Annotated in this window: 14 protein-coding genes and 1 pseudogene; 9 read left to right on the top strand and 6 right to left on the bottom strand. The window is 34.9% G+C overall.

Features of this window, described 5'->3' with window-relative positions:
• Complete coding sequence (locus LNP81_RS17070) at positions 1–921, top strand: phytanoyl-CoA dioxygenase family protein (RefSeq protein WP_230037909.1); 921 nt, start codon at positions 1–3, stop codon at positions 919–921.
• Between the two features lie 258 nt (positions 922–1179).
• On the opposite strand, the gene LNP81_RS17065 is transcribed toward LNP81_RS17070, so the two are convergent.
• Positions 1180–1746 carry a porin family protein gene (locus LNP81_RS17065; RefSeq protein ID WP_230037906.1) on the bottom strand — a complete coding sequence of 189 codons (567 nt, stop codon included), beginning with the start codon at positions 1744–1746 and terminating at the stop codon, positions 1180–1182.
• 76 nt (positions 1747–1822) lie between these two features.
• Entirely contained in the window at positions 1823–2581 is a 759-nt protein-coding gene (locus LNP81_RS17060) for a hypothetical protein (RefSeq protein ID WP_230037904.1), read from the bottom strand.
• 292 nt (positions 2582–2873) lie between these two features.
• Between LNP81_RS17060 and LNP81_RS27470 the strand changes: the two genes are divergently transcribed.
• The 4 genes from LNP81_RS27470 to LNP81_RS17040 all read left to right on the top strand — a co-directional run bounded on the left by LNP81_RS27470 (position 2874) and on the right by LNP81_RS17040 (position 8384).
• Complete coding sequence (locus tag LNP81_RS27470) at positions 2874–3968, top strand: sensor histidine kinase (RefSeq protein WP_230037902.1); 1095 nt, start codon at positions 2874–2876, stop codon at positions 3966–3968.
• Entirely contained in the window at positions 3965–4732 is a 768-nt protein-coding gene (locus tag LNP81_RS17050; protein WP_230037900.1) for a LytR/AlgR family response regulator transcription factor, read from the top strand. The genes LNP81_RS27470 and LNP81_RS17050 overlap by 4 nt, the downstream gene beginning before the upstream one ends.
• Before the next feature lie 717 nt (positions 4733–5449).
• Positions 5450–6916 carry a glycoside hydrolase family 130 protein gene (locus tag LNP81_RS17045; RefSeq protein ID WP_230037897.1) on the top strand — a complete coding sequence of 489 codons (1467 nt, stop codon included), beginning with the start codon at positions 5450–5452 and terminating at the stop codon, positions 6914–6916.
• A gap of 7 nt (positions 6917–6923) precedes the next feature.
• Positions 6924–8384, top strand: coding sequence for a serine hydrolase (locus tag LNP81_RS17040; RefSeq protein ID WP_230037895.1), 1461 nt, complete (start codon positions 6924–6926; stop codon positions 8382–8384).
• 159 nt (positions 8385–8543) lie between these two features.
• On the opposite strand, the pseudogene LNP81_RS17035 reads toward LNP81_RS17040, so the two are convergent.
• A pseudogene (locus tag LNP81_RS17035) lies at positions 8544–8771 on the bottom strand (GrpB family protein); the annotation flags it as partial.
• 141 nt (positions 8772–8912) lie between these two features.
• Between LNP81_RS17035 and LNP81_RS17030 the strand changes: the two are divergent.
• From LNP81_RS17030 to LNP81_RS17020, 3 genes are all read left to right on the top strand, one after another.
• A complete protein-coding gene (locus tag LNP81_RS17030) occupies positions 8913–11021 on the top strand; it encodes a M13 family metallopeptidase (RefSeq protein WP_230037893.1) in 2109 nt (702 codons plus the stop codon).
• Between the two features lie 324 nt (positions 11022–11345).
• A complete protein-coding gene (locus LNP81_RS17025; protein WP_230037891.1) occupies positions 11346–14024 on the top strand; it encodes a T9SS type A sorting domain-containing protein in 2679 nt (892 codons plus the stop codon).
• A 299-nt stretch (positions 14025–14323) separates the two neighbouring features.
• A complete protein-coding gene (locus LNP81_RS17020; RefSeq protein ID WP_230037888.1) occupies positions 14324–14914 on the top strand; it encodes a hypothetical protein in 591 nt (196 codons plus the stop codon).
• Between the two features lie 461 nt (positions 14915–15375).
• Here LNP81_RS17020 and LNP81_RS17015 read toward each other — a convergent pair whose 3' ends face one another.
• Positions 15376–15546, bottom strand: coding sequence for a hypothetical protein (locus tag LNP81_RS17015; protein WP_230037886.1), 171 nt, complete (start codon positions 15544–15546; stop codon positions 15376–15378).
• A 392-nt stretch (positions 15547–15938) separates the two neighbouring features.
• Between LNP81_RS17015 and LNP81_RS17010 the strand changes: the two genes are divergently transcribed.
• The gene (locus tag LNP81_RS17010) at positions 15939–16880 is read left to right on the top strand and encodes a proline dehydrogenase family protein (protein WP_230037884.1); all 942 of its coding nucleotides are present in this window, start codon (positions 15939–15941) and stop codon (positions 16878–16880) included.
• 10 nt (positions 16881–16890) lie between these two features.
• On the opposite strand, the gene mqo is transcribed toward LNP81_RS17010, so the two are convergent.
• Together mqo and LNP81_RS17000 are read right to left on the bottom strand one after the other, a co-directional pair.
• The gene (gene mqo / locus LNP81_RS17005) at positions 16891–18486 is read right to left on the bottom strand and encodes a malate dehydrogenase (quinone) (protein ID WP_230037883.1); all 1596 of its coding nucleotides are present in this window, start codon (positions 18484–18486) and stop codon (positions 16891–16893) included.
• A complete protein-coding gene (locus tag LNP81_RS17000; protein ID WP_208686684.1) occupies positions 18483–18737 on the bottom strand; it encodes a hypothetical protein in 255 nt (84 codons plus the stop codon). Before LNP81_RS17000 ends, mqo begins: the two co-directional genes overlap by 4 nt.
• Positions 18738–18760: the final 23 nt, after the last annotated feature.

The following is an 18760-nucleotide window of genomic DNA, read 5'->3' as shown; positions in this document are numbered from 1 at the left end:
ATGTCCTGGATTATTCTTGAAAACCTATGGAAACGTGCCGTAGATCCAACCAGCATATCTCCTGCAGACAGAGATCAAAACTGGAACGAAGAAATTAAAGTTTTATACAAATTGGGTATTGGTATGGAAGATACACTTCAATTTTTATACTTTGAACAACCTGATTTAGAAACTTTTAAAAATTGGGTCAATAATCGAACGAAAAGCCAAAATAGTACAGACGAAGATTTTACAGATATCGTTCTATCAGAAGAAGATCTCGAATTTTGGAACAAAAATGGATATGTAATTGTAAAAGGTGCAATTTCAAAAAAAGATTGCAAAGCTACACAACAAGCAATTTGGAATTTCCTGAAAATGGATCCAGATAAAAAGGAAAGCTGGTACGAAAGACATCCGGATCAAAAAGGATTGATGGTTAATTTTTCGGATCATGAAACTTTAAATAAAAACAGATTTTCACCCAGAATAAAAAAAGCATACGAACAACTTTACAATACAACCAATATCTATAAAACAATTGATAAAGTAAGCTTTAATCCTCCTGAAACTAATGATTTTACTTTTTTAGGAAGTCCGCTTCATTGGGATACCAGCTTAAAACAACCTATCAAATTTGGGCTTCAGGGTCTGCTTTATCTTAGTGATTGTGGTAGTAATGATGGTGCCTTTCATTGTGTTCCGGGATTTCATAACACAATAAGTCATTGGCTCAACAATCTCGATGCCACTGAGAATCCCAGGGAAAAAGCGATTAAAACATTAGAACCAAAACCCATAATTGGTAATGCTGGCGATTTTATAATCTGGGATAACAGATTGCCCCATTGTGCAACACCAAACAAAGGAGAAAAGCCAAGAATGGTGCAATACCTTACCTACTTGCCAAATGATTATAGCATTGCAGGAGAATGGATTTGAATTTTGATAAAAAAGCTCTAAAATCAAATGACTTTAGAGCTTTTATTATTTAAGTATCAGAATAATTAATTCTGATTTTTACCTCGGCAGATTATCATTTTTACTATCAAACCTGACCGTTATATTCTCATTTAATGCAGTTCGCGCTTTCAGAATAAAACTTAGGCCTTTACTTATCAGAAAGCATAAGGTTAAAAACAAGATTATTATAGTAAAAAGTAATCCTTTTATTATTTTCCAACTGTTCATAATGTCTCATTAAAACAAACGAAGACCCAATCCAGCCTGAATTTGCTGACTATTGGCTTTTGCGCCAAAATCGCTTACATCTGAAAATCCCCATACATATCTTGCGTAAATAGTTAATGGCCTGATATTAACTTCGGCTCCGGCAATAAACGAAAAATCGGTTTTTTTGAACAGTTTTTTACCGTTCTCCAGAACGCTTTCGTTGCCACTTGCCAGAAAACTAAATTGAGGTCCTGCCACAACAGTTATCAATCCCTCGCTATTTAAACGAAGTAAAACGGGCACACTTATGTAATTAAGAGTTTTGTTTTTTTTGAAAGCATTATCAAAAATATCTCTGTAATTATCCGTGATTTTAGTATTCGTCTGATTGAATAATACTTCTCCCTGAATACCTAAAAAATCACTAAAATTATAATAAGCAAAACCACCCAGCTGATAACCTAATTCAAAATCACTATTAAAATTTTTACCATCCAGCTTATTCATATTAACACCGGCTTTTGCCCCAAGATGTACCTGACCATAACCCAACACAGACATAAACAAAGTTGCTGCAGCAATTATTTTTTTCATATTTTTTCTATTTTTAATTTAATTTTTTAAACAAACGGCAGGTGAAATATCCCGCCGTTTTACCAATATTTAGTATTTATTTTTTAATGTAATTGGAGTATTCTGTAATCGTTTCTACATTCGTAGCCTGTCCGATGAATTTGGCCTCCATATGAAGTTTTTCATTTATAGGAAGGTATTGTCTTGACTGTTCATCCCATTTGTATTTTACCACAAGATCAAACTTATCAGCAGTAAGAATATTGATTTTTACCGGCTTTTCGTTTAGCGTTTGTATTTGGTCCAGTTTTTTTGATTTTAAATTAATGACCATATAAAATCTACAATCTTTTATAAAACTATTTTCTTTCGTAAGAGAAGAAGGATCGACCTTGTAACTGATAACCAATTGGTCTGCAGATTCTTTCTCAATTTTATAACTGGCATCATCTGCTTGTAAAGCTGGCGAAGGTTTGTTTTGGTTCTTTCTAAAAGAGTTTGTTGCAGATTTAGAAGGTGATTTTCCGTCGATAGAAACAACCGTCCAGCGTTCAGTGTCTGAATTTGAAGGATCGAATTTCGCAATTGTAACCGCCTCACTCGCGCTTGTTATCACGGTTTGTTTAAAATCGAATGCAAAATTATCAGGTCGTTTTGTTTTTTCAGGATTAAGGACACTAGAATCGATACCATATTTAAAAAATACATCTGATATTTTTGATTTCTGTGCAGAAATAGTAGATGCAAAAAGCATCGTAAGAAAAAGAATTAAGGTAGTCATTCTATAATTTTGAAGTGAGCAAGTTGTTTTAAATGTATCGAAATTCGTACTTGCCATTAGCTTTGTTTTTTTCATTTTTAGATCTATTAATTGTTATTATGATGGCGCAAAATTATTCCTCACATCACTTTTACATGAAATTTATTTAGTGAAGCAACGAATCTATCCGGTGAATTGTCGTTTTAGACTATTGAATTGATTTTCTATATCTATTTTTAGCAGAAATCGCTTATATAGCAAGCGTTTAAGAAAACAAGCATATTATAAATACTTCGATTATTTGAGTCAAAACTGCTTCAAAATTCTTTTATTTGTACCCACCAAAATGAATCGAATCGATATTTAGCATCCCATAAAAAACAATTTTGTGAATCATACAGAAGAAACAACGGTAAGAAAGAGTAAACTAAAAACTGTATTGCTAATTACGTTTGTATTTATAGGCTCTTATGCAAGCATATTTATCATATATCCTACTTCGTACTGGAATGATTATGTGAACCTGCCCTATCCCAACCTTATTATAGATATATCATCAAATCTTCTTTTTTGTGTTGCGCTCTTAATGTTAAGTCTTTTTATTGACAGACTTTTAGATAAAAAAATATCCTGGATGATACATCCTATAAGGCGTTTATTGATTCAGATATTATTTCAAATTTTAGGCGCCATACTTATTATTGTCGCATTAGCTATTATTTACTACGCATTAGGAAGGCCTACGGTTACGCCACATGCAAACGTGGGGCTTAGGCAGGCATTATATATTATGATTTCGATCATTCTTTGGTCATTAATGGTCAGTGCTTTAAATACAGGTGATTTTTTGTTGAGAAATTGGAAAAATGCCAACATAAAAGCCGCACAATACAAAATTAATGCTGCCGAAAACAAACAATTATTGGCCGAAATAGAGTTACAATCGCTTAAACTACAGCTTGATCCTCATTTTGTTTTTAATAATCTTAGCGTTCTTTCAGAGTTGATACTAAAAGACCAGCAACTGGGATATGATTTTACAGAAAATTTCGCTAAAGTGTACCGTTATTTATTAGTTAATTCCAAAAAACCTTTGGTACTCCTGAAAGAAGAACTCGAATTTCTAGATGCCTATCTCTTTTTGATAAAAAATAGAATTGGCGATGGATGTGATTTCAAGATCGACATTGATCCATCAAAACTTAATATGTCGATTCCTCCTATTACACTGCAGCTTTTTATCGAAAATGCCTTAAAACACAATCGTACAGAAGAAGAAAATCCTCTGATTGTTCAGGTTTATTCTAATGAAAATGATGAATTAATAGTTTCTAATAATCTCCTGCCGCTGATCAAAAAAGCGCCTTCTACAGGAATTGGTTTAAAAAACATTATCAGTCGCTATGCATTATTAAGTGATCGAGAAGTTTTTGTAGAAGAAAACAATGAAACTTTTACTGTAAAAGTCCCCCTTATCAAATGAATACTATAAAAAAAATACTGATTCTTGAGGACGAAAAATTAAACTCAGAAAGAATAAAGCGTCTAATCCTTAAAATACGTCCACATGTAGAAATTGTCGACGTTCTGGCAAGTGTTAAAAAAACGGTATCGTGGTTATCAGAGAACCATTGTCCGGACCTAATTATGATGGATATTCAGTTAGCAGATGGTTTGTGCTTCGAAATCTTCAATCTTGCTGATGTTACCTGCCCGGTTATATTTACCACAGCTTATGACGAATATGCCATTAAAGCATTCAAATACAACAGTATAGATTATTTACTTAAACCAATTGAAAAGAATGAACTTGAAGCCGCTATCATCAAATTTGAAAATTCTGTACAGCATTCAACCAGCCAGCAACCCAAAATCGAAGAACTGCTTGCTTATATACACCCCAAAGAATACCGTAAACGCTTTCTTATTCCGTATCGTGATGGTTACAGGAAAATAAATACTGAAGATGTTGCCTATTTTTATTCAAATATGAATATTAATTATGCAAAACTGTTTAATGGAGAAGAAGTTGTAGTATCACAAACATTAGAAAACCTGGAACAGGAGTTGGACCCTCAAAATTTCTTTAGGGCAAATCGACAGTATATTATACATGTTAATTCGATTGAGAATGTGAATAATTTTTTTAATGGAAAATTAAAACTCAAAATCAAGCATAGCAAGGATGATGATATTATTGTGAGCAGAACAAAAGCCCCTTCTTTTAAATTGTGGCTGGATTACTAATAAATAATTTAGTATAATACGTTGAGTCAAATTAGTTTTGACACATAATTTTGATCCCTTTCTGACGTATCGGGATACGGACACTGTCTTTAGCGAATCACTAAAATCAGCGGATAATTTTGACGTGGATAAAACAGATTTACTTCGTAAAAATGCGCATAAAAACGGATTTTATTTGCAATAATTTATTTTCTAAAAGCTTAACTTAATGACATTGCACGCAGGGACGTTTAAAAAAATTGTGTACTAATGTAAATGTATGTTTTTGCGATTAAATCAAACGTTCCTACGAAACGTAAAAAATACCGCATTTATTGGGCTACCGATAAAATGTTCCGATGGAACAAAAAGCAAATAAATTGAACATAGGAATGGTATTCAGAACTACCTGCTAAATGATTTTTTAATAATTATACCCCACTGCATATATTATAATACTCTCCATAGCGTATGTTATGCACTTAAAAACACCAATACCATTCGTATTTTGAAATTTAAAATTATCAATTGTTTATAAAACGAAATGCAAAAAGTTTTTTTTTCAATAACAAAAATCACTAACTTGTATATAAATTAGTAATAAGCTTAGGTGTTTTTTACTGTTTAAACAGCTGTAATTCTACATTTAACGAAATAAATTGATGCAGCGACAATGAAGTGATTTTTTCAAATAAACGAAGAATGAGCTTATTTTTATGATAATTAAAAAATAAAACTATGCGAGTACCGGTCATCCGAAAAAATATAAAATTTACCCCAGATTCCAGAAGAGTTGTTGCCCGATATTTTGTAAATGGCGATGAACGAACAAAACAAATGGTGGGTCGGATCATGATGCTCGATGAAAAACAAGTACTGGAAACCCTCGAACAAACACTTCGCGAGTTTGCCAGACGCCATCGAAATATATCTGCCATATTTTTTAGACATTGCGAAAAAATAAAACCTGTAATCGAGGCCATGCAAATTGATTATGAAGCAATGTCACTTGATCGAAAAATGCTTATTGGCTCTTACTGCACGATGGAATATGCGATAGAATCTGCAGCCATTTTTAATCCTTCGATTGTAGAAGATTTTGATCAGTCAGGTCTTGAAGCAGGCGAAAAACGTGTTATAATTTCTTTTCGTGCAACCGGAGAAGGTCATATTTCATCTATCGTTTTTAGAAGAGGAATTCTCGATAAAGACAACAATCTTCAGGTAATGAAAATTGGTCATAATATAGATAAGGCCGAAATTGAACACAAGACTTTATTCAATAAAGAACGGTTTTTACTCAAACTGTCTGAAATGCATACGCAGGACAAATACATCGCACAAATTATGCAGGATTTGCCTGATGAGTTCGAATTTGCTATATTAAAAAGTATGGTCACTACGGCTTTAAGCGATCCCTCTATTCGTCAGGAAAGAAGAACAGCGCTCGAAGAAATAATCTGGCTCGCCGATTCGTTTTATGATTTGCAATTCAAGCACGATTCTGATATTACAGAGCGTGTGATTTTCCCCATATCAGATTCTGAAAGCCGCGGTATCGAGGATGCCCGTTTTGTACGCTTTGATGATGAAGACGGATCAAGCCGTGTTATGGCTACTTATACAGCTTATAATGGTCATGCCATATTGCCTAAACTTATTTCTACAGAAGATTTTTACACCTTTAGAGTAATGCCTTTACACGGTATTGGAGCTCAAAATAAAAACCTTGCCTTGTTTCCAAGAAAAATAAAAGGCAAATACGCCATGCTAGCCCGAATTGATGGTGTAAACAATTATATTATGTATTCTGACCGGGTGACGCAATGGAATACTCCTCTTCTTCTTCAGGAACCTCGTTATACTTGGGAGTTTACACAAATAGGGAATTGCGGATCTCCGCTCTGGACCACAGAAGGCTGGCTCGTTATTACCCATGGTGTTGGCACAATGAGACGTTACTGTATTGGTGCGTCGTTATTTGACCTTGATGATCCATCCAAAGAAATTGGCCGACTAAAAGAACCGTTGCTTTCACCACTTGAGGACGAACGAGAAGGATATGTTCCTAACGTTGTTTATTCCTGCGGTGCCATTATTCATAACAATAGCCTGATATTACCTTACGCAGTATCTGATTATTCTTCTACTTATGCAATAGTTGATATGATAGAACTTATCGATGCTTTAAAAAAAAGTAAATAGTCTGTAAATGAAAAAATATGCGGTCCTTATTTTCTTATTTACAGCAACTCCTTCTGTTTTTAGTCAAATACCAACAGACAGTATAAAGGCAATCATTAAGCGGGAAGTTGCCAACAAAAGAAGCAAAAGTATTATTGTTGGAATTGTAAATACTAATGGCAGGCAAATATTTGCAGAAGGAAAAATAAGTGACAGCAATACCGCTTTGCCTGATGGCAATACTATTTACGAAATTGGATCTATTACAAAAGTTTTTACTTCGCTGGTATTGGCAGATATGAGTTTAAAACAAGAACTCAATCTTAATGATCCTATCTCTAAGTTTCTTCCTAAAACAGTAAAAACACCTATTAGAAACGGAAAAGAAATTTCATTGCTGAGTTTATCAACACACAGATCCGGAATGCCCCGGTTTCCTTATAATGTTGATCCAAAAAATTTAGACGAACCTTATGCAGATTATACTGTAGAAAAGCTGTACGAATATGTATCTCACTTTGAACCTGCTTTTGATATTGATTCAAAGTGGCGGTATTCAAACGTTGCTTACGGATTATTGGGTAATATATTGACATTGGTTGCAAAAAAGGATTTCGAGACTTTAATACAAGAAGACATTTTTAAACCCTTAAACCTCAACAACACGGTTATTTCATTAACGAAAAAACAAAAATCAAATTTGGCGGTAGGACATGCAGAAACCGGAGCGGTTGTGGGTTTAACTGATTTAGGCGCTATTGGTCCCGGCGGATCCATTCGTTCCAACGTAAATGATCTTCTGACTTTTGCAGAAGCCAATATAGGCAGCATCAAAACAAATTTATCCCCTGCTATGGAACTCACCCATGTCATGCAGGCAAAAAAAGACGGAAACGATACGTTTACCACAATGGGCTGGACTCTTGTAGATGAAAACGGAAAAAGTTATCTGTTTAAAGATGGCGGAATGCCCGGATATTCTTCCTTTTTAGGAATCGACAAAAAAAATAAAATTGGCGTTGTTGTTTTGTCCAATTCTCAAAATTCAGTTTCAGATATTGGCTGGCATATTATGGATGCTACTCATACAATAGACTCTTATAAATACCCTTGGACATTGCTGGATACCCTTAGAACAACCAATAAAACTAAAGGAACAGATGCTGCCATTGCTTTATATCAAAAACTTAAAGCTTCGAAAAACGCATTATTTATTTTTAATGAAAATCAATTGGATTACTTAGGGAATGAATTGAGAAAAGAAGGAAAAATAAAAGAAGCTATAAAACTCCTGAAACTCAATGTGCAGGAATATCCCAATTCAACGCTTGTTTATGAAAGCCTGGGTGAAATTTACAAACGAAACAAGAATCCAAAAACAGCGATTTCTTATTTTGAAAAAGCGCGCGAACTGGATCCTGAAAACCAACACTGGAATTATATCCTCGAGAAACTCAAAAATCTTCAAAAAGACAAAAATAACATGTGACTTTTTTTAACTAAATTATTTTAATTCAAAAAGTACATTTTGTTCCCTTTTTCCCCTTTTTCCTATTTTACTGTAACATCGCCGCTAACTTTGTGTCTTTATTGTAAAAAGACCCAAAATGCTTATTATTAAATTACTTTACAATATCGATGATACAAACTATTTACTGAGGTAATAGTTCTTAGCTTCTTCAGTAATTTTGACTACAAAATCTGTTTTGGCAACTCTATATCCTACCCGATCGTATTGAAATTCCTGCGCAAGTTTCAGTTTTAAGGCTTCGTATTGTTTTGCTATTTCAGAAAATTCAATCAAATAATTTCTAAAAATAAATCCTGTCCCATAATTTATGATTCCCTGATCCCATATATGAATATGAAACGTTTGTTTGTGATTATTAACTCGTGTAACCTTTTAATATCATTAAATTACAGTCTAAGATTACCCTAAAAAATACTTTTCAATTCGCATTTATACAATTATAATTCAATTTCGAAACCTAGCTTTGGCGCATATAAAAACATTAAAATGAATTTCAAAACCATATTTTCAAAATTGCCTGTACTGTTTGCATCACAAAAAAATATGATTGCAAAAATAATCGCACGATTGGGTATAATTGTGTTACTATTTTTTAGTTCTAATAATCTAAAAGCACAAACAGTTGCTTCTACTATTGGCAAAGCAACCTTTGGAGATTGGGGAATTGAAACTCAATTTATCAGTAAGGAAATAGTGCCGGGCAATGATTTTTATAAATATGTTAATGAAGGATGGCTGGAGTCGAAAACCATTCCGGCAGGTTCTTCGGGATTTAGTAATTATAGTGAAGCTAAAAATAGAATTGACGAAAGAATAGCGCATATTATTCATGACGGTGCTGACAAAATCAATACCAGCAAAGGAACGCTAAAACAAGTTGGAGCACTTTATCTGGGTTATATTGATACCGATAATATCGAAAAACTGGGATTAAAACCAATTCAGCAGGATTTAAAACAAATACTTGCCTTAAACAGTTATGAAGGTGTTGCAAAATGGATGGCCAATCCAAAATCTTTTTCGATCATCTCTATTCACACTGCCCCGGATATTAATGATAGAAGCCGATTTCTTGTTGCACTTGGCGAGAGCGGCATAGGTTTACCCTCACCAGAATATTACGAAAAACAAGATGGTCTTTATCCCGGTTATCGCAAAGCGTATAAAGAACATATTGTACGCACTTTTGAACTTGCCGGTATCTCTAACGCTGAGCAACGCGCTAATGATATATTGGAACTTGAAACAAAATTAGCAGCGGTACAATGGACGCCTGCGCAAATGCGTGACAGTAAGATTAATTCACGTCTGCTTTCTGTTTCAGAACTCTCTGCTTACGCTCCCGGTTTTCCCTGGAAAGTTTTTTTGGCCAGCAGACAAGTAGATCATGTAAACGAAGTAATATTACAAGCCGACTCTGCAATAAAGGCAAAAGCTGCATTATTTGAAAATACATCAATAGCCATTTGGTCATCTTATATTGCATTTCACTGGATCGTAAATCATTCTACGGTATTACCAGAGAAGTTTCGCAAGAATCAGTTTGATTTTTACTCCAGTACTTTAAACGGAATTAAGAATGATGTTTTAAGAGAAAAAAAATCAATTTTATATGTAAACAATCGTTTAGGACAAGCTGTTGGCAAACTTTATGTCGAAAAATATTTTCCTACTGAATACCTTAAAAACATTAAAGATCTGGTAGATTACATCAAAAGAGCATTCTCTATTCGATTGCAAAAACTGAATTGGCTGGATGATAGCAGCAGAAAAGAGGCAATAGCCAAACTGGAAGCTGTGACGGTGAGAATAGGATATCCCGAAACCTGGCGTGATTATTCTTCAATGAAATTTGACCCTAAGAATCCTGTTGGCAATGAGCAGCTTATTGCAAAATCAAATTGGGATAATGAACGGTCGTTGCTTCAAAAGGTTTATACAAGTAAAAATTGGTATCAGGTTCCGCAAACTGTAGATGCAACAAGCAGTAAATTATATAATTCTATTGAATTTCCGGCAGGTATATTGCAGGCTCCTTTTTTTGATCCGTTTGCTGATCCGGCGGTAAACTTTGGCGCAATAGGCGCAATTATCGGACATGAGTTGGGGCATTGTTTTGATGATGAAGGCTCAAAGTTTGATAGCAATGGTTTAATCCGTGACTGGTGGACTCCTCAAACCCGAAAATCATTTGAAGAACGTACCAAACAACTTGTTGAGCAATACGATACCTTTTCATCAGATGGAACACATGTAAACGGAAAACAAACGCTTGGAGAAAACATTGGCGATCTAACCGGCGTAGTTGTTGCTTATGAAGCTTCCCAATTATACCGTGCTGATCATCAAAATATTCCGTTGGTTTTAAATAATTTTACAGATGATCAACGCTATTTTTTATCTTTTGCCCAAACGAATCGCAGTCTTTATACTCCCGAAATGTACCGCATGACATTATCACGAGATTATCATGCTCCTGCAGATTTTCGTGTAAATGGTGTTGTTCGCAATATTGATGAATGGTACAAAGCTTTCAATGTAAAACCAGAAGACAAACTCTACTTATCTCCTGAGGAACGCGTACGTATTTGGTAATTTTAAAAGATCTAATCCAAAACCTGATAAAGTTTAAACTAAAATTTTATCGTTGTATCAACTGATTACAACAGAAAACTTCTGTCTTTAGATCTCAATAATAAGCGATCATCCTGACTAATTTCTGGATGTTTTGCATATTGTATTGCTGATATCACAATTTTATTTTCGTTAAAATATCAGCAAATTATAGCCTTAAATCCCAAACAAACCCATCCTAAATAATTAAAATCACTTATTCTTTAACATTATATTAATATTTTTCTTATCATTGTAGCACAGTATAGTATAGTACTGCATCTTAACTAATTAAAATGATTTATTATGCAAGAAAAAATTACAAAAGAAAAATTATCATTTAAAGTCTTCCTCACCACAATATTGCTATTATTGGCAATATACAGCTCTGCGCAAACCTATGAATTCGAAAATGGAACGCGCACCAACAATGCAGACATCCAAAATTGTGATTCATGTTCAGGCAAAATCGTTGGTAATTTAGGAGGTAATAGCAGTGTTTCGGTAAACGTTACTGTAGCGGCAACAGGCTGGTACAATCTCCAGTTATTTTATTGTACAGGCGATCCGCGAACCATTAAATTAACTGCCGGTTCAGCTACAACAATAGCAATTCCGTGCGAACCCAGCGGAGGATGGAGCACCGCTGCTGCTAAAAACGTAAGTGTATATCTGAATAGCGGAACCACTACCCTGCTTTTGGACAATACGAGTTCATGGGCACCTAATCTGGACAAATTTGTGTTAACTCCGCTAGCTTCGCCTACACTTCAAACCATTGCTTTTGGTTCAAACAATAGTATCGTGTACAACTTAACCAATAAAACCTATACTATAAAATTCAATGGAGCCACGGCTATTACAAATGCCTCAGCTTATGCCTTTAGTGATCAGCAATATACAAGCAGTAATTTTGCATCGGCTGTTTATACTTCAGAAACCTTTACGGATAACATTGGCAGCGGTACCAAACATATTTTCACTTTAAGTGGAAATTATTCGTTGGGTATGCAGCAAGTTTTTTATACTTATTCTAATAAAAACTATTTGGCCGTACAAGTTGTCCTCACCGGAAATGGCTCGAATAGTTACAAAATGTCGCCTTTGACCAGTTATCAGGTTACACCAAATTTTGGCAGCGGAGATACCAGAGCCGTATTTGTTCCTTACGATAATGACGCATGGATTCGCTACGATGCACAACCTCTTAACTCGGCCGACTTTACGGCATCTGAGGTGACTAATATTTACAACAATACCAATCGTAAAGGCTTGCTAATTGGTTCTGTAGAACACACCAAATGGAAAACCGGAATTACCGTATCTGGTGGAGGATCTTCGTCAGCCTATGTTTCGGTTATTGCAGGATGGACAAAAGAAAATATTACCAGGGATAAACGTGGTCACGGCTGGGTAAATGTTGGACAAAACAGTTGCGCTTCGCCTAAAGTTTTAATAAGTTCTAATGACGATTGGCGAACTGGTTTCGAAGAATTTGCACAAGCCAATGCTGCCATGCAACCCAAATATATTTTCGACTGGACGGCTCCTAAACCTATTGGCTGGAATAGTTGGGGCGCGATGCAAACCAACATTAATTTAACGAAAGTTAAGGCAGTTGTCGACTTTTTTCATGACGACTGTCCAGCCTACAAAACCGAAGACAATACGCTATTCATTGACCTGGATTCGTATTGGGATAATATGAGCGATGCAGAGTTGGCTCAATTTGTTACTTATGCAAAAAGCAAAGGCTTTAAAGCAGGAATTTATTGGGCACCTTTTGTAGATTGGGGCAAATACAATCGTCAGGTCGAAGGAAGTTCTTATAACTACGATCAATGCTGGACAAAAGTAAACGGAAATCCGCTTGAGCTTGACGGAGCTTATGCCATGGATCCTACAAGTCCGGGGACTAAGGCAAGAATAAAATATTTTATGAACCGTTTTAAAACTGCCGGATTCGAAATGATAAAAATCGACTTTTTGACACATGCCAGTATCGAAGCGGATAGTTTTGCAAATAATCAACTGCATACCGGTATGGAAGCTTATCAGGAAGGAATGAAATTTTTGATAGATGAAATCGACGGAAAAATGCTGGTTCAGGCGGCAATATCGCCCAATTTGGCCACTGGTCCTTATGTGCATATCCGCCGTATTGCCTGCGATGCTTACAGTAGTATTAACGAGACAGATTATACGCTTAATAGTACTACTTACGGTTGGTGGCAAAATCAGATTTACGATTATTTAGATGCTGACCATATTGTTTTTGGCAATGTTACCGCCGGAGAAAATCGCGCACGATTACTAAGTAGTGTCGTTACAGGAACTATTACAAGCGGTGACGATTTCTCTGTTGCAGGCCCCTGGAAAGCTAAATCGCAGGATCTTTTACAAAATAATGATGTTATGAATGTTGCCCGCGCTGATATGCATTTTATTCCTGCCGATGGGAATACAGGTTATAATGCAGCAAACATTTTTTCGGCTACAGATAACAACGTCACTTATGTAGCTGTATTTAATTATACTAATTCTGCAACAACCAACAATGTAAGTCTAAATCGTTTAGGATTAGGATCCGGGAATTATACCGTAAAAGAGTTATATTCAGGAACACTAAGTTCTACACAAGGAACTTTAAATGTACAACTCCCAAAGGCTGATGCAGCTTTGTTTGCTATCTATGACGGATCGATATTGAGCGCACCCGGATACAATTGGAAAACAGCTACTAATTACATTTATCCAAATCCTGCATCAACCAATTTCAGAATACGATTTGATAAAACCATTAATGGTCCTGTTAACATCTTTATTTATGATGTTGCAGGTAAAGAAGTGTCCAAAACTACTATTTTGGCCGAAGATATGATTAGTTCAGAAATCCCTGTAAACAATTTACGCAAAGGCGTTTATATGGTAAAAGTTTCGTCTTCGGGAAATCCGGTTCAAAACTTTAAATTTTTCAAGGAATAAAATTTTAAAAACTAAAAAATCCTGATTTTCAACTTACTTAGAAAATCAGGATTTTTTTTTAGATTACATCTTCTTTTTCATCACAACAATCGTATTTCCTGCTATTTGTTTCATTGTTAAATTCAATCAACATTCAATATCTAAAATTAATTTAACCATTCATAAAAAAAAATCTGGCATCACAAATAATACATTACAAAGGCAATAAATATGTTAATTGAATGTTTTAATACATAAGAGTTAATTGGTTTAAAATTTAATGATTAACTTGTATATACTTATTAATATATCTAAGATTTATGAAAAAAATATTGTTTTTGGTCACTATATTGGGGATTTCTTTACAAGGATATTCTCAAAAAGAAATAAAAGATAAATACAAACCAATTCCGGCTAAAAATTCTGAAATAAAAGAACCGCTGCCGCCAACGGAAACTCCGCCAAACGACCCTCCGCCTTTAAAAGAATCAACCGTTTTAAAAATAGATCCGAATGAACTTTATAAAAACAATACGCTGTACAAGCCCGAAGCAAATGTAGAAGGGATCTTTTATAGAAGAAATGAATATTTAGGAGGTTTTGTAACCAATACAGCTACTTCTACCATTCGATATCGCGATGCGGCTTTTGTAGATGGAGATAAAATCAAGGTGTATTTGAATGATACAGTTATTGAAACCGAAGTAATCTTAAATGGCGATTTTCAGGGTTTTAAAATAAATTTGGTAAAAGGAATCAATAAAATCGATTTTGAAGCCTTAAACGAAGGTTCAGCCTCACCAAATACAGCTGAATTTCAGGTTTATGATGACAAAGGAGCTGTTATTCAGGCCAGCCAATGGAATGTTGGTACAGGATATAAAGCTACTATTATTTTGTACAAAGAATAAATATTAGCAAGCCCATAATTAACCCGACAAAGAAAATTTTACCGCAAGGTTCGCAAAGAATTACGCAAAGTTCGCAAAGTTTTGTGAATTACGCTTTGCTCTAAGATCACAAAGGGATTGTGTTTAAAGCATAACTTAATAACATTGAACATAGGGACGTTTGAGTGAATCGTGAGAATATCGTCCCGTTGGCAATGCTATCAAGTTAATCTTTTACAAAATAAAATTATTGCAAATCAAATCCGTTTTTATCCGCGTTTTTACGAAGTAAATCTGTTTTATCCGCGTCAAATTAGACGCTGATTTTACTGATTCGCTAAAGCGAAAACGCTAATAAAAACGGATTTTATAATTACTTTCCTGATTAAGGGCTATCGATGAGATGTTTCGATGGAACAAAAAGCAAATAAATTGAACGAAGGAACGGGATCACGTCTATCTGCTAAATGATTTTTTACTAATTACACCCAACGGGTTAAGATATAGCAAAAATAGATGGTAACTCCTATAATGATTGGCGCCACGCTAAGTAAATTGAGCCTGACACGATCATGATGACGCTCGATTTTAGCGATTCTTTCATTTAATCTTTCGTTTTCCTCGTCCATCATTTTCTGATATTTGTCCTCCATACTTCCAATATTATCCATTTTTACCGTACTTACGAAGTATTACACTTCTGGGTTTTAAACTATTTTAAAGTATTGGAGTTTTTATTCAAAACCAAAGAACAATCCTTACTCCTTTATATTCAATCCTTTATTAGATTTAGAATATATCTTAAATAAGCCTGCAATACACTTTTGTAAAAATCTTATTGAATAGACTGATTTTATACCTGTATTTCCCATAATAAATGATATATTTATATCCCTAATTTTAGTATGGTATCCTTATTTCCGGACACTTCTTTAGGCGTATTACAGAAAAGCGAAAGTAAAATCTTAAGCTACCTCAACACTTTATCAAACAAGTTTTGATATGGGGTTTTAATTAATCATCAAAAACAAATTATTCAATAAAAATGGAAAAAGATTTACTTTTAATGGGAGCCAATGCTTTACGAAAAGCGGCTTTGAATGAACAGGCAAAAGATTATATTTTATCTAATGAAGTGCTGTTTAAAACCATGAAAAAAGCGGCAGATCGCTATATTGGAGGTGAAACTCTCGAAGAAACCATTATCAAAGTCAAAGAACAAAATAAACAGGAGTTTAAATGTTCTATGGAATTTATGGGTGAAAATACATTAACAGAGAAAGAAGCTTCTGAAGCTACTAATGAGTTTATTAGAATCGCTCAGGAAATTAAATTACAGCAACTCAATTCGACAATCTCTCTTGATCTTTCGCATATTGGTTTAAAGATATCAAACGAATTATGCCTTAACAATTTGACTTCTATATGCCAGGAAGCCGAAAAAAAGAATATCGAAGTAACGATTAGTGCAGAAAACATCGAAATAACAGATTCGGTTATCGACATTTATAAAACGGCTGCTAAAACTTTTACCAATACATCAATCACACTTCAGGCTTATTTGCACCGATCAAAAGATGATTTTGAGGATTTAATAAAAGAAAACGGAAGAATCAGAATCGTTAAGGGCGCTTTTGAAACTCCTGAAAATTTTTCGATACCAAGAGGAGCTGCTCTTGATGAACGCTATTTGTATTATATCGATCAATTATTGTCCAGAAATCACCGTTGCGCTATTGCAACCCATCATGATCTCATTCAGAAAGAAGTTGTTGCATTAGTTGAAAACTATAAAACGAGCAAGGATTTATACGAATTTGAAAGTTTATACGGAATTCAGACACAACAACTTATCAATTTAAAAGAACAAGGATATCCTACAAAACTATATTTTGTTTATGGTAAAGAGTGGTATTTGTATTTGTGCAATAGAATTGCAGAATATCCATTGAATATATTTCAGGCTTTAAATGATATTGTAAATTAATGATTTAAGATCAATGGCCTTTTTGCTGTTGGATTGTATCCTTATAAATTTCTTTCCAGACAATGCCCAGTTTCTCACTGTCATTTTTTCTGATCTGATTGGCTAAGGCAATATTATCAGATAATTTTTGTCCGTATGACGGAATCATTTCTTTAATTTTAGCTTGCCATTGCGGAGTTTCAAGTTTAGTTTTATAGCATTTCTCAATTACTTTGAGCATAATAGAAACTGAAGTTGAAGCTCCCGGCGAAGCGCCCAATAAAGCCGCAACACTCCCATCTGATGCTGTAACAACTTCGGTACCAAATTGCAATATTCCGCCTTGAGTGGTTTCGTCAATTTTTATGACCTGAACTCTTTGTCCGGCAACTTTTAGATCCCAGTCTTCCATTTTTGCTTTCGGAAAATATTCTCTTAAAGCTGCTAAACGCTGTTCCGGTGTTAATACCACTTGTTGTACCAAATATTTGGTAAGCGGCACATTGTCCAGTCCGGCTTCTAACATGGGTCTGATATTATAAAAATTAAAAGATGCAGGTAAATCGCCCCAGGTACCATTTTTAAGAAACTTGGACGAAAATCCTGCAAAAGGACCAAACAGGAGTTCCTTTTTTCCGTTAATGATTCGCGTATCCAGATGCGGAACAGACATTGGCGGCGAGCCTACAGAAGCTTTTCCGTATACTTTTGCCTGATGCTGCGCTATGATTTCAGGATTGTTACAAACCAGCCACTCCCCGCTTACCGGAAATCCGCCGTAACCTTTTGCTTCCGGAATATGTGTTTTTTCAAGCAAAGGCAATGTCGCACCGCCCGCACCAATAAAAACAAATTTAGCATCGATGGTTTTGGTGGTATTGTTTTTTAAATCCTTTACATACACTTTCCAGGTTCCGTCGCTATTTCTTTTAAAATTAGTCACCTCGTGATTAAGTTCTAATTTCATTTTGCCTGCTTTCAGTAAATTCGAAGCCAGTTCTGCGGTTAAAGATCCGTAGTTTACATCGGTACCAATATCTATTTTGGTTGCCGCTACTTTTTGCGAAGGATCACGGCCGTCCATTACAAGCGGAATCCAGCTTTTGATTTGTTTTTGATCATCAGAAAATTCCATTCCGGTAAAAAGCGGTTCTTTTTGCAAGGCCAAATATCTTTTTTTCAGGTATTTGACATTCTCATCACCAATAACAAAACTCATATGAGGCGTAGGATTGATAAATGTTTTGGGAGGTCCGATTTTTCCTTTGGATACTAAATACGACCAGAATTGTTTTGAAATTTCAAACGATTCGTTAATCTCAACCGCTTTATGGGTATCGATAGTTCCGTTACTGAGTTCCGGAGTATAGTTCAGTTCGCAAAGTGCCGAATGTCCTGTTCCGGCATTGTTCCAGGCAGATGAACTTTCTTTGCCCACAGCATCGAGTCTTTCGTAAGTAACAATAGACAACTCTGGATCAAGTTCGTTAAGCATATTGGCCAGGGTTACGCTCATAATTCCGCCGCCTACCATAACCACATCGACGGTTTCTTCGGGATTACTTTTTTTCTCTGTGCAGGATCCTAAAATCAAGATGCACAACAAACAGCTAATGCCCCTTTTCATTTGTAACTGATTTCTATTAAAATAGTGATGATTTTCGAGATGGAAAACAAAAACAGAAACACAATTAATCCTGTCAAAAAGCTAAAGGCTGGTAAAATCCATCCACCAATTCCTCTTGGTGTAAACAATAGATAAAGTGTTCCTATTAAAGCGCCTAAACCAATGAGATAGGATAAAAACAAAAATATTGAAGCTAATATTTTTAGAGTTTTTTGTTGTTTCAAAATGTCAGCGGAAGTAAAAGTAGTCATAGTATATTTTTATAAGTTATTAA

It is taken from the genome of Flavobacterium piscisymbiosum (assembly GCF_020905295.1).
GTDB lineage: Bacteria > Bacteroidota > Bacteroidia > Flavobacteriales > Flavobacteriaceae > Flavobacterium > Flavobacterium piscisymbiosum.
This window is presented reverse-complemented; position numbering and strand designations above follow the sequence as displayed.